Source organism: Helicobacter sp. 13S00482-2, from assembly GCF_002272795.1.
Lineage (GTDB): Bacteria > Campylobacterota > Campylobacteria > Campylobacterales > Helicobacteraceae > Helicobacter_J.
Window position 1 is genome coordinate 19600 of record NZ_MLAT01000009.1, and the last position, 12763, is coordinate 32362.

Sequence of the window (12763 nt, forward strand, 5' to 3'; positions counted from 1 at the left end):
TCTACTTTTTTGTAAAATCTCTAGCGACTGATATTCGCATTTAGTCTTGGTATTTTACTGAGCTTAATATTTCGTGATTTTAGCAAGGTTTTTGGTAGAATTTTATCCTCAAGGCATAATCAAAAAATCATAGGCAGAAAACTCAAAAGGGCAAAAATGAAAAAGATAAATCTTCACGAATCTTCTCCTTTTCGTATCATTCTTTTTAGGACTGATAGACTTGGAGATACTGTGCTCACAATACAATGCGCACAAGCACTCAAAGATAAATATCCTGATAGTTATATATGCTTTGCTTTGCGTTCTTACACAGCTCCCCTATTGGAAAATAATCCCTTTGTAGATGAAGTGATTTTGATAGATAAATACTCACAAAAACAGCTCACACAGCTACTGAAAAATAAAAAAATTGATATAAGTATCTCATTTTTTGCATCCAAGTTAGCTACCTATGTGCCACTTTTTGCCAAAATTCCAATCCGTATTGGCCCCTTATCTAAACTCAGATCAATATTTTTCACGCATAGAATTCGTCAAAAACGATCAAGTGGATCTGAAAACGAAGGTCAATATAACCTCAATCTACTAAAACCACTAGGTTCTCAGAAGGTATTTTTTCCAAAAATATACGTGAATGAAAATGAAAAATCAAATGCAAAAGAGTATTTAGAAAAAAAATTTGGTTCTCTAGAGAAAAACCTCATCATCTTACATCCAGGCAGTGGAGGATCATCAAAAGATTGGAACACCAACAACTATCTAGCTTTAGCACAAAAAATCCTTGAAGAAAATCTTGCTGAAGTTCTTATTACTGGATCTACAGAAGAATTATCAAAATACAAAAAAATGCTAAAAAACTACCCTATCATTGATAAAAATAACTTATTAGAAGAACAGAAACCCTTGAGAGAGTTTTTTGCCATTATCCAACAAGCAAAACTCTTTTTAAGTAATGGTACAGGGCCTTTGCATTGTGCTATAGCTTTAGATGTGCCCACAATTGGATTTCATACCTTAATGAGATCTTGTAAGCCTGATAGATGGGGGCCATTCACCTCTGATATGCAAAAACATACCGTTTTTACTCCCAAAGATGATAATAATGAGCCTCTGCCTGAATGCACTTCTTGCAATACAAAATGTCCTTATTATCTGTGTATGGATAGAATCAAAGTCATAGATGTTTATGAAAAAATTAAAGAAATTTTTTATCCATAAATACATATAGTCTTTTTTTGATTTGATTATAGAGCCTACAAAACTCTCTCCTCAATCGATACACAAGAGGCTTTTTTATATCATCATTATCATAGCGATGCAAAATGGTGGTGTTATGGCTCATCTCATTATCTCCTTTTATCAAAAAAGGAATATGCAAGATATTCCTTACACCATGCATCCAAATTCTATCCATATAATTATCCACTGGTAAAACCCAATACTTAGATCCTTTGATAAATTTTTTTGCCGCTTTTGGAGTGATGTAATAGCCCTGTGCTCCAAGCACTTCATCATAACTCAAGGCAAAATGTGAATCAATATTTATGAATGGCTTCTTAAAAGTATCCATCGCAAATAATCGCACATAATCATAACTACAATCACAAATCCTAGCTAGTCCTAGTTCAAACTCAGGCAATAGCTCAATATCATCTTCTAAAATCACTATGGGTTCATTTAGTTCTATGCATTTTTGCCACAAAGAAAAATGAGAAGCATAACAGGCTCTTTCGGACTCTTTTAACTCTCTTCCTCCATTGACAATCGCCAAAGATTTTTTATAAAAAGACTCAAATGTATGATGTTCGCCATTTTTTGCATCAATGGCATTAAAAAAGATAAAATCAAGATGCTCAAATTTATCAATCTGCTTTTGCATAAACTCTCTTCTATCTAGTGCTCTAGCTAAATTGATGATAAATATTTTCACAATAACCCTTTTTTGCATAGAAAAATATAAATATTCTGTTTGATTTGAATGAAAAATCGATAAAATTCCCTGAAAATCTTCCAAATCAAAAATTTTTTTAAATTCTTATCATAGCGATGTAAAATAGTGGTATTATCCCCTATTTCATTATCTCCTTTTATCAAAAAAGGAATATGCAAGATAGTCTTCACGCCAGTCATAGAAATCCTATCCATATAATTATCCACTGGTAAAACCCAATACTTAGATCCTTTGATAAACTTTTCTGCCGCTTTTGGAGTGATGTAATAGCCTTGTGCTCCTGCTAGTTCATCATAACTCAAGGCAAAATGCGAATCAATATTTATGAATGGTTTCTTAGGTGCATCTGTAGCAACCAATCGCACATAATCATAACTACAATCACAAATCCTAGCTAGTCCTAGTTCAAACTCAGGCAATAGCTCAATATCATCTTCTAAAATCACTATGGGTTCATTTAGTTCTATGCATTTTTGCCACAAAGAAAAATGAGAAGCATAACAGGCTCTTTCGGACTCTTTTAACTCTCTTCCTCCATTGACAATCGCCAAAGATTTTTTATAAAAAGACTCAAATGTATGATGTTCGCCATTTTTTGCATCAATGGCATTAAAAAAGATAAAATCAAGATGCTCAAATTTATCAATCTGCTTTTGCATAAACTCTCTTCTATCTAGTGCTCTAGCTAAATTGATGATAAATATTTTCACAATAACCCTTTAAAGAATATTTGTGCAATTATAGCAGACTTGTGAAGTTCTTATGCTGGTAGTCTTTAGAGAGTTTTAGATATAATCTCCCTCTACTATAAAAATTCAAAAGAGTTTGAATGAAAAATAATAAATTCTTATACAGTCTAAAAGGAATGGGATATTTTTTATACCCGAAGTTTTTAGGAAAATATGCTATCAATTCCAAACTCCAAAATATAAAAAAACTCAAAGATGATGAACTTCAGAAAATTGCTAAAAGAGTGAATTATTATTGTTCTTTTCTTCATACTTGTTTGCCGACAACTTCTAATCCAAGCAATTTAGAGCTACTTAAAAGAGGATCAAGATATTTTTTTGATACCTATGAACATATGAGATTTTTTCCAAAACATCTCATCTATACCTTAAAAGAAGGAGATATTAACTTTGAACTCTCTAGCCCTTCTTTATGTAAATCTCGACCTGTGCTAAAAGATTTCAGCAATAATGTTTTGCTCAATATGGATAAAATTAGACATTTTAAATTTTTTACCTCCACTCCCTTAGTTGAATATGAATCAAAAAAAAATATTTTGTTTTTTCGTGGAGCGTGTTATCAACCCCATAGAAAAGATTTTATGAGAAAATATTTCAATCATCCCATCTGTGATCTTGGGCACGTAGGAGGAAATGAAAGCGAACTTAATATATGGAGAAAAGAAAAAATTAGCATAGAAAATCATATGCAATATAAATTCATTTTATCTTTGGAGGGAAATGACGTTGCTACAAACCTAAAATGGATAATGAGTTCAAATTCAATCGCAGTGATGCCAGAACCAAAGTTTGAAACCTGGTTTATGGAAGGAACACTTATCCCAAATGTGCATTATATAAAAATCAGTTCTGATTATATGGATGTGCAAGAGTGCCTACAATATTTTATCTCTCACCCAAAACAAGCTAAAGAAATTATTCATAATGCAAACAACTACATCAAGCAGTTTTTAAATAAAAATACCGAAGATCTGATCTCGTTTTTAGTATTGAGAAAATATTTTTATCAAACCCATCAAATAGAGATTTCAAAACTAGAGGAAGAAATTTTCACCTAACAGATTCTCAAAAAAGCTTTTTTGATTGAATTCCAAGAGTTTTTGATACAATTCAAAAATTGAAATTTTCGCTATTTGGGAGAGAAGATGAAAAAAATAAAACTTAATTTCGTGGATATGTGGGTGGATTTTGATATTGAAGACAACTTCTTCACAAGATTACTTTCTAAAAGATTTGAAATAGAAATTTCTTCTGAACCTGATTTTATTATTTGTTCTGTTTTTGGAAGCGATTTTAAAAATTTTAATTGTCCTAGAATTATTTTTATTGGTGAAAATATTGTGCCAAATTTCAACGCTTATGATTATGCATTGAGTTTTGAATTCTTGCAATATGGGGACAGACATTTAAGATTGCCCCTATATTACATGTATTTAGATAACTATATTCACAAAGGCCAAACCTTTGATAGAAACATCACAAAAAATGATGCTCAAAGAAAATTCTGTAATTTTGTCTATTCCAATAATCTGCAAGCTGATCCTATCAGAGAAGAATTCTTTCATCAATTATCAAAATACAAACAAGTTGATTCTGGAGGAAGATTTTTGAACAATATAGGTGGTCCAGTCAAAAATAAATATGAATTTCAAAAACAATATAAATTTTCTATCTCATTTGAAAATAGTGCTCATCCAGGCTACACAACAGAAAAGATACTTGATGCATTTCTAGCTAAGAGTATCCCTATTTATTGGGGAAGTCCTATGGTAGGAAACGATTTCAATAAAGATGCATTTATTGATATCAATGATTATAAAAGTATAGATGAGGCTATCAATGCCATCATAGAATTGGATTGCGATGATGAAAAATATCTTGAAAAACTATCACTTCCATATCTTAATAATGACAAATTTTGTGATGATTTAAATGATGATAAAATTTTAGATTTCTTTGAAAATATATTTTCAAATCCTCATATTTATCACAAAGATTCCTTACCTAATCGTGATGAAAATGGTCATTATGGTAAAGTGCCCTTTATGATAAGATTTCTAAGTGCCCTCGTTCCTATCAAATCAATGCGACATCAGTATAGAGATTATCTCATCAATAAAGATAAAATGAAAAAATATCAAAAGTTTGTAAAAAAATATTAGAAAAAATAAAAAAGGGAAGGCAAACCTGATTTAAATACCATAAATAAATATTTCAACAAATCAAGCTCAAAACTATTCTTCTATTTATTGAGATGCTTAATTCAAGGATTTATTTTTGTGAGAATAAACAATACTTGCAAATACTATGACTATCAAAAGAAAATAATTTCCTTCTGAAAATGCAATCATCGGCTCATTTCCTATGCCAGCAACAATATATAAAGTCAAAATACCCATAAAGGCAATACTAAAAATTGAAGCTAGAGCTTTATTTGGATCAAATATATCACAAAGCGTATCATCTGATTTGATTCTCTTGGCAAAGAATACACCTGTGCTTATCCATACCGCCAATAATGCCAAAATACCCAAAATACCCTTTCTAGCTAGAGTATTAAAAAATTCACTATGAAGCCTTTGATAGCAGTGATTTCTAGGATAAGTTTCCTCATTTGGATATTTTACATATTCACATAAACTTTTTGGATTCAAACCTATGATAGGAGATATTTTAAAAGCCAACCAAGCATCTTTCCACATGTTAAAACGAGCACCTATACTTGTATCAGGATTCTTATTTTCATATTCTTTGAGATCTGTTTTTATCATATCATAGCGACCTAAAGATTGCTTGATAAAAGGAGAGAAAGCACCTGCAAATAGTGCTCCAAAAACAATCAATAAACATATATTTTTGAATATAGAAGAGATTTTTTCTGGCTTGAAAAAAATATAAATAAACAAGATAGCAACACAGCCAAAGCCAAAGCCCATCGCAATACCTCTAGATTCATTAAAAATCAACACACACACTACCAAAATAAAAGCAATTCCAAAAAATATGCGTTCTTTTAAACTTGTGCTATCTTTCAAAAAATAAGCAAAAATACACAGCCCCAAAACAGCACTCAAGTGTGCAAATTCAAATATTTCAGTAAAGCCATCAACTCTCTGTATATGAAATAATACCTTCTGAATGATCCCAATAATGCCATTAATATAAGCTGATACACAAATGATATACATTATAATTTTTGAATTCAAAGTTACCTTTAATTTAATCATCAAGATAAGACAAACAGAACCAATAATATAGGCTATCTGCATATTAAAACTTCTAAAATGATCATAAGCAAAACCACCATTAAAAAATAAATTTGGAATAATGGTTACAAACATCGCAATAAAGGAAAAAACAATATACTTTACTTCCCTCTGAATATTTGCAAACTTACTAATTTTAAAAGCACAAAAAATTAATGATAATAAAAATAATATTAAGATTGCTTCAGAAGAATGATTTACACAAGAAAGAAGAAAAACTCCGCAAGAAAGAATCATAAAAACTAGATTCATCCTATTGGAAATAAAAGTATTCAAACAAAACCCTATCTGTCTTTGATACCTAATTCAACTATCAGTTTAGAATATCTCTGGTACTGAGTTTTCTTGAGATATTTAAGTAAATTCTTCCTTTTTCCCACAAGTTTTAAAAGCCCCAATCTACTAGAATGATCTTTTGGATTTACTTTTAAATGCTCTGTCAGCTCCGAAATCCTCTTGCTAAATAATGCAACTTGAACTTCTGAAGAACCTGTGTCCTTGCTGTCTCTTGAAAACTTTGAGATAATCTCTTGTTTTTTCGCCGTATCTAAAGCCATAATGACCTCCTGAATGGTATTTTATTTTTAAAGTCAGCATATTACACAAAAAAAGCAAAGTTTTACATTAAAGATTGTAAAATTACGCTCAAAAACATTTTTAAAATTAAGGCATCAGTGTAGTGGCTTCAGAGAGACAAAAAAACATCATCAAAAGAATTATTCCATCACTACGATACATAACCGAATCCAAAGATTTGACCGTTGTTGCCTTTGTCATAGCTATATTGGCCATTATTATCGTCCCCCTACCCCCTTTTTTATTAGATTTTTTATTGACTATCTCTATTGCTTTATCTGTTCTCATTATCCTTATTGGACTCTATATCACTAAACCCACAGATTTCTCTGCTTTCCCTACTTTGCTTTTGATTGTAACTCTATATCGACTTGCACTTAATGTGGCTACCACAAGGATGATACTCACTGAAGGATACAAGGGACCTCAAGCAGTGAGTGATATCATCACTGCATTTGGAGAATTTACTGTTGGTGGCAATTACGTCATTGGAACGATCATTTTTACAATTCTTGTGCTCGTGAATCTTCTTGTAGTCACAAATGGTTCAACGCGTGTTACAGAGGTTAGAGCGAGATTCGCACTTGATGCTATGCCTGGAAAACAAATGGCAATTGATGCGGATTTGAACTCTGGTCTCATTGACAATGAAGAGGCAAAAAAAAGGCGTACTGCCCTCACTCAAGAAGCTGATTTCTACGGAGCAATGGATGGTGCAAGTAAATTCGTAAAAGGCGATGCGATTGCCTCAATCATTATCACTCTTATCAATATTATCGGTGGATTCCTAGTAGGCGTGTTTCAGAGGGATATGAGTATGGCTTATAGTGCTTCAACCTTCACCGTTCTGACTATTGGAGATGGTCTTGTAGGTCAAATACCTGCACTTATTATCGCCACCGCAACAGGCATTGTGGCTACCAGAACCACTCAAGGCGAAGAGGAAAATTTTGCTAGCAAACTCATCACCCAACTTACCAATAAAAGCAAGATACTCATTATAGTGGGCTTGATATTAGTCCTATTTGCAACCATACCTGGTCTTCCAGCATTTTCTTTGGGCTTTGTAGGGATTTTATTTTTATTTATTGCTTGGATCATCTCTAGAGAAGATAAAAAAAATCTATTTTCAATTTTTGAAAAATGGCTAGGCAAAAAAATGAATATGGATATTTCCTCTAAACCTTCTAAAAATAGCAACGAAGAAGAAAATGATGAAAAACATCAAGGAACGAAGGCACAAAAAACTCCTGAGGAGATCAAAAAAGAAGAAGAAAAGGTCATTGATGAGGTTCTAAAAGTGGAACTTTTAGAACTCGCACTAGGATACCAACTTATTGGACTTGCCGATGTAAAGCAAGGTGGAGATTTATTAGAGAGAGTCAGAGGGATTCGTAAAAAAATAGCTAGCGACTATGGGTTTTTGATGCCACAAATCAGGATTCGAGACAATCTACAGCTCCCACCCACAAATTACGAAATCAAACTAAAAGGAATTGTAATAGGTGAAGGCAGTGTGATGCCTGACAAATTTTTGGCGATGAATACAGGCTTTGTTGGTAAAGAAATTGAGGGCATACCCACAAAAGAACCTGCATTTGGAATGGATGCTTTATGGATAGAACCAAAAGACAAGGAAGAAGCTATTATTCAGGGATATACAATTATTGATCCCTCTACGGTTATCGCTACTCATATGAGCGAACTTGTGAAAAATTATGCAGAAGAATTTATTACAAAAGACGAAGTAAAATCACTCTTAGAAAGACTTGCCCAAGACTATCCAGCTATCATAGAAGAGGCCAAAGCAATCCCAACAGGAGTGATTCGATCAGTATTGCAGGAATTATTGCACGAAAAAATACCTATCAGGGATATGCTCACTATTCTTGAGACCATTACAGATGTCGCACCTCTAGTACAAAATGACGTTGCAATTATAACCGAACAGGTTCGTTCAAAACTTTCAAGAGTAATCTCTAATATTTTTAAATCCGAAGATGGAAACTTGAAAATCCTTACCCTTTCAATCACTTCTGAACAGTACCTTCTTGGAAAACTAAAAGAACAGCCTTCTGGAAGAACACTTCTCTTAAATGCCACCGAACTCCAAAAACTAGTTGATGCTATTAGTGAAGAGTCAATGAAAGTACTACAAAAAGGTATTGCCCCTGTTATTCTTATCGTAGATCCACAATTAAGACGTCCTCTAGCAAACAAAATTGAACAATTCAAAATTGATTTGGTTGTCTTAAGTCACGCAGAGCTTGATATAAACAGCAAATACGAAGTCTTGGGCAATATTAATATTAATTTTTAAGGAAAAAAATGGAAGTTCATCATCTCTCACATATCGATTTAGACGGCTATGGCTGCCAGTTAGTTTCTAGTCACTTTTTTGAAAATATTAAGTTTTATAATGCCAACTATGGAAAAGAAGTCATTGTCCGTATTAATTCAATACTAGATAATATAAATAATTCAGCACACGCCAAACTCACATCAAAATTTCATTCCAAATCGCAGGTGAAATTTTTTATTCTAATAACTGATCTAAATCTCTCAATGCAAGAGGCAAAATATCTTCAAGAAAGAGTTGATGAGGCCAAAATAGCTGGAAAAGATATAGAAATTTTACTTCTAGATCATCATATTAGTGGGGAAGAAAGTGCAAAAGCATATCATTGGTATTTTTTAGATTCCAATCGATGTGGAACAAAAATCACATACGAAACCCTCAAAGAAAAATATCCCTTAATCAATCCCAAAGATGAGCAATGGCTCAAGCCAATGGTTGATATGATTAATTCAGTGGATATTTGGCAAGAAAATGGCTTTGGATTTGAATTTGGGAAAGTCGCAATGAGTATGATTTCAAGCTCAAATGAACTCAATCGTTTTATGTTTGATACCGAACATAGAGACTATAAACTCAAACTACTCAAAGAGGCTAAAAATTACCTATTACTTCAAAGAGGGGAAATCAAATTTGACAATGAAATTTTTCGTCTCAAAAAAATTGCTTTAGGTGGCGATCCTGATCTTCAAACAATGGATAATATCGCTTCTTTAGCACAGGTAAATCTCTTATCGCAAAAAAAATCTCAATGTAGCATATCTTATGGCAATAAAAAAGGTTTTTTGAGTTACTCAATGGGAGGAATTAGTGTTCTTGCAAACTTGTTTCTAACACAAAATCCAGAGTTTGATTATTATATGGATGTCAATCCTAGAGGAAATGTCAGCCTTAGAGCAAATGGAAAATGTGATGTGAGTGCTATGAGCAAAGAACTTTTTAATGGCGGTGGACATAAAAATGCCTCTGGAGGTAAAATTGACGGTTTTAGAGAAAGCTTTTTATACGAAGATATTAAGCATCAGATTGATAAAATTTTTGAAACCCACTCTAATGCTTAGGAGGTTATAAGGTTTTTAATCTAAAATAAAATATCTTAAGGAAAATAAATGAAAACAAATGAAGAAGAAAAAATAGATTTTGAAGATCTCGCTCTTGAAGTCATTGATATGTTGGCAGTTGCTTTGCATTTTGCTGGAGTCAAAAAAGAATGTATCGAAAAAGCTATTGATGACTATTTAGAAGAATTGGATAATCTTGATGAAAACACTTCTTATGGTCAAAAAGAAATCATAGAAGTGATTGAATCTCTCAAAATCAAACGAAAAGATCTATTTGAAATGTGAAAATCTTCAATAAGGATTAACATGAAAACATCAATCAATATCACACTCTTGACACTTTTGATAGTGTTAATGAATGCCTGTACGAACTATAATGTAACACCTCAAAACATTACTCGTTACGATAAAGGTATTGATATTTTGGATGCCTCACAAGAAGATTCAAGGGTGCAAATTGAGATCTCTCAACACAAACTTGGAGGCATCAATAAAACCCCGCTTGTAATCTATGTTGGTGTTCAGATCATAGCTGGAAAAGAGATTATTTTTGATATAGATAATTTATCTGCGACTCAAAATCAAAATAAATTAGAAATCCTAACCTATGATCAAATTCTTCGCTCAAATTATGATTTTAGTGATATATTACAAGGTTTTGGTATTCTTACTCCACCAATTCCTAGCACTACAAATATTTACGCACCGATGTTTTATTTTGGAAGGGGTGGATTCCTAGCTTATGGAATGTTTTTCAGCCCATTCTTTATAGACAGTGTTCAAAATCAGCAAGCCATTGCCGATCAAATACAAGCAAAAAAAATCTTAGCTACAAACTACTTGAGAAAAACAACGATCAGTGTACAAACTAAAGCAAAAGGTGGATTCATCGCCATCAAGCCAAATAAAATCAAAGCTGGAGTAATAGAACTAAAGATTTTTATCAGAGAAAAACCTTATATATTTAAGATTGATATATCAAAAGCTCAAAAATAATACAGGAATTTAATTTCTCACATCAAATCTTAATTATTTTTTAATTTTCCATAAATTATAAACGACCTTGATAAGAATCGTGAAGATAATTCCTTCAAAGATAGCTGCAAGCAAAAATGAATAATACGTACTTTGATCCATTGCCTTAAGTTGTAACCCCAACGCTGCAGTCGCGACTAAAAATGTCAAAGGCATTGAATCGCTCAATGCAAACAAAACAGTGTTTTTTGTACTCTTAAAATATGTCCTAAAAGCAATCGTAGCAGATACCAATCTCAAACTTATCATTGCTATTACAATAAAGATTCCGTGCAACATTAAAGCTGGGGTATGGATAATCAAAGCAAGATCAAGTGTTGTGCCTACGTGTATAAAAAATAATGGGACAAAAAAGCCAAACCCAATATCATTAAGTTTATCTATGAGTTCGTGCTTATAAGGGAAAAAAGTAGCTACAATCATACCCGCTAAAAATGCACCTAAAACACTTTCTAACCCTAGCCAAATAACAATAACAATCAAAACAAAAAACAGCATCATGCTAAAACGAATATCCTGATTGTTGGCATCATCATAAGGCATAATAAATAATTTTAGATTTGGAAACCACCAAAATAATATTTTACCCATCTGAAATACGCCCACAATCACGAGTATAAATAATAATAAAACCGCTAAAGTTCTATAAAGATCAATGGTGAGTCCATAAGAATAAGCCCCATTGATAATAACCAAAACAGCGATACTGACAAGCTCTCCAATAATCCCAACCTTCAATGCAAGATCAAGCCAAGGCATATTTTTGCCATAATCTTTAATGAGTGCCATAATCATTCCCAAGCTCATCACAGGAAAAGCAGCAATATAAATAGGTGGAAGCTTTAAAAGCAAAACTGCTGAAGTCGCAACAACGTATAAAACTAAAAAATAAACTCCCGCTCTTTTTAAAAATCTTTTTCCAAGACGCTTGAATCCACGTAGATCAACTTCCATACCACACAAGAACATCAAAAATAAAAAGCCTACTTCAGCTAAAGTATCAAAAGCCTCTGAATGCTTAAAAACACCCAGATAATAGGCCAAAGCTCCCAATATCATTTCAACCACGACAATAGGAATCCTTGTTATTTTACTAACAAATGGGGCAAAAACTATCAAAATCGTAATGATTGCAAAAGTAACTAGATTCTCCATTATTTAATCACTCGTGTTAGATTCAATGCTTTTAATATGGCAGTTGGATATAAGTTATGTTCTAATTTATGTATTCTATCCTCAAACGCTTCCAAACTTTCCCCTGCAATTTTTGGAATATAATCTTGTAAAATTATCTCCCCGCCATCTAAAATATCACTAACCCAATGAACACTAACACCACCAAATTCATCGCCTGATTCATAGGTTTCCTTGATCGCATTAGCTCCTTTATATTTTGGAAGAAGCGAAGGATGTATATTGATAGATTTTATTACAGAGGTAAAGACTGGAGATAATATTCTCATAAAACCTGCCAAAATCACAGCATCAGGATTATATTTTTTTAAAAGAGTGAGCAAGGCCTCATCAAATTTTTCTCTTGAATCAAACTCCTTATGAGGAAGTATTTCGCAATTCACCCCTAAAGCCTCGCATCTAGAAATGCCATAAGCATTGGGATTGTTTGTAACTGCACAAGAAATCTGAATACCTACTTTTTCTTTAGCATCTTCACTTAAAAATTCGTTATGATTGAAGTATTCAATCAAGTTTTCCATATTGCTTCCATTACCACTAAAAAGAATAACAAGATTGATTTTTTTCAAATACAC

13 protein-coding genes are annotated in these 12763 nt (G+C 32.5%); 7 read left to right on the forward strand and 6 right to left on the reverse strand.

Features of this window, described 5'->3' with window-relative positions:
* Positions 1 to 156 precede the first annotated feature (156 nt).
* Entirely contained in the window at positions 157 to 1218 is a 1062-nt protein-coding gene (locus BKH42_RS05490; protein WP_095295622.1) for a glycosyltransferase family 9 protein, read from the forward strand.
* On the opposite strand, the gene BKH42_RS05495 is transcribed toward BKH42_RS05490, so the two are convergent.
* On the reverse strand, positions 1196 to 1930 hold the full coding sequence (locus tag BKH42_RS05495) for a glycosyltransferase family 25 protein (RefSeq protein WP_180673991.1): 735 nt from the start codon (positions 1928 to 1930) through the stop codon (positions 1196 to 1198). The two genes, BKH42_RS05490 and BKH42_RS05495, sit on opposite strands and share 23 nt — an antisense overlap.
* Positions 1927 to 2661, reverse strand: a complete 735-nt coding sequence (locus BKH42_RS05500; RefSeq protein WP_180673992.1) for a glycosyltransferase family 25 protein — start codon at positions 2659 to 2661, stop codon at positions 1927 to 1929. Before BKH42_RS05500 ends, BKH42_RS05495 begins: the two co-directional genes overlap by 4 nt.
* A gap of 119 nt (positions 2662 to 2780) precedes the next feature.
* Here BKH42_RS05500 and BKH42_RS05505 point away from each other — a divergent pair, with 119 nt between their 5' ends.
* Both BKH42_RS05505 and BKH42_RS05510 read left to right on the forward strand, forming a co-directional pair.
* On the forward strand, positions 2781 to 3758 hold the full coding sequence (locus tag BKH42_RS05505; protein WP_095295625.1) for a glycosyl transferase family 90: 978 nt from the start codon (positions 2781 to 2783) through the stop codon (positions 3756 to 3758).
* An 87-nt stretch (positions 3759 to 3845) separates the two neighbouring features.
* Positions 3846 to 4862 (forward strand): glycosyltransferase family 10, encoded by a 1017-nt coding sequence (locus tag BKH42_RS05510; RefSeq protein WP_095295626.1) that lies wholly within the window; start codon positions 3846 to 3848, stop codon positions 4860 to 4862.
* Positions 4863 to 4958: 96 nt separating this feature from the next.
* On the opposite strand, the gene BKH42_RS05515 is transcribed toward BKH42_RS05510, so the two are convergent.
* Entirely contained in the window at positions 4959 to 6242 is a 1284-nt protein-coding gene (locus BKH42_RS05515) for an O-antigen ligase family protein (protein ID WP_095295627.1), read from the reverse strand.
* Between the two features lie 8 nt (positions 6243 to 6250).
* Positions 6251 to 6523: a 30S ribosomal protein S15 gene (gene rpsO / locus BKH42_RS05520; protein WP_095295628.1), complete on the reverse strand. Its 273-nt coding sequence runs from the start codon at positions 6521 to 6523 to the stop codon at positions 6251 to 6253.
* 146 nt (positions 6524 to 6669) lie between these two features.
* Here rpsO and flhA point away from each other — a divergent pair, with 146 nt between their 5' ends.
* The 4 genes from flhA to BKH42_RS05540 are packed head-to-tail and all read left to right on the forward strand — an operon-like array spanning position 6670 to position 10955.
* Positions 6670 to 8862, forward strand: a complete 2193-nt coding sequence (gene flhA / locus BKH42_RS05525; RefSeq protein ID WP_257874277.1) for a flagellar biosynthesis protein FlhA — start codon at positions 6670 to 6672, stop codon at positions 8860 to 8862.
* An 8-nt stretch (positions 8863 to 8870) separates the two neighbouring features.
* On the forward strand, positions 8871 to 9959 hold the full coding sequence (locus tag BKH42_RS05530) for a 3',5'-cyclic-nucleotide phosphodiesterase (RefSeq protein ID WP_095295630.1): 1089 nt from the start codon (positions 8871 to 8873) through the stop codon (positions 9957 to 9959).
* A gap of 48 nt (positions 9960 to 10007) precedes the next feature.
* On the forward strand, positions 10008 to 10244 hold the full coding sequence (locus BKH42_RS05535) for a hypothetical protein (RefSeq protein ID WP_095295631.1): 237 nt from the start codon (positions 10008 to 10010) through the stop codon (positions 10242 to 10244).
* Between the two features lie 21 nt (positions 10245 to 10265).
* Positions 10266 to 10955 (forward strand): hypothetical protein, encoded by a 690-nt coding sequence (locus BKH42_RS05540; RefSeq protein ID WP_095295632.1) that lies wholly within the window; start codon positions 10266 to 10268, stop codon positions 10953 to 10955.
* A 33-nt stretch (positions 10956 to 10988) separates the two neighbouring features.
* Here the strand turns inward: BKH42_RS05540 and BKH42_RS05545 are convergent, their stop codons facing one another.
* Together BKH42_RS05545 and purN are read right to left on the reverse strand one after the other, a co-directional pair.
* Positions 10989 to 12149: a cation:proton antiporter gene (locus BKH42_RS05545; RefSeq protein ID WP_095295633.1), complete on the reverse strand. Its 1161-nt coding sequence runs from the start codon at positions 12147 to 12149 to the stop codon at positions 10989 to 10991.
* Positions 12149 to 12757 carry a phosphoribosylglycinamide formyltransferase gene (gene purN, locus BKH42_RS05550; RefSeq protein WP_095295634.1) on the reverse strand — a complete coding sequence of 203 codons (609 nt, stop codon included), beginning with the start codon at positions 12755 to 12757 and terminating at the stop codon, positions 12149 to 12151. Before purN ends, BKH42_RS05545 begins: the two co-directional genes overlap by 1 nt.
* Between the last annotated feature and the right edge of the window lie 6 nt (positions 12758 to 12763).

Bases quoted from the DNA above. Each gene is read 5' to 3' on its own strand.
- BKH42_RS05540 (WP_095295632.1), top strand. From the start codon at position 10,266: ATGAAAACATCAATCAATATCACACTCTTGACACTTTTGATAGTGTTA.
- BKH42_RS05505 (WP_095295625.1), top strand. From the start codon at position 2,781: ATGAAAAATAATAAATTCTTATACAGTCTAAAAGGAATGGGATATTTT.
- BKH42_RS05535 (WP_095295631.1), top strand. From the start codon at position 10,008: ATGAAAACAAATGAAGAAGAAAAAATAGATTTTGAAGATCTCGCTCTT.
- BKH42_RS05490 (WP_095295622.1), top strand. From the start codon at position 157: ATGAAAAAGATAAATCTTCACGAATCTTCTCCTTTTCGTATCATTCTT.
- rpsO (WP_095295628.1), bottom strand. From the start codon at position 6,523: ATGGCTTTAGATACGGCGAAAAAACAAGAGATTATCTCAAAGTTTTCA.
- BKH42_RS05530 (WP_095295630.1), top strand. From the start codon at position 8,871: ATGGAAGTTCATCATCTCTCACATATCGATTTAGACGGCTATGGCTGC.
- BKH42_RS05545 (WP_095295633.1), bottom strand. From the start codon at position 12,149: ATGGAGAATCTAGTTACTTTTGCAATCATTACGATTTTGATAGTTTTT.
- BKH42_RS05510 (WP_095295626.1), top strand. From the start codon at position 3,846: ATGAAAAAAATAAAACTTAATTTCGTGGATATGTGGGTGGATTTTGAT.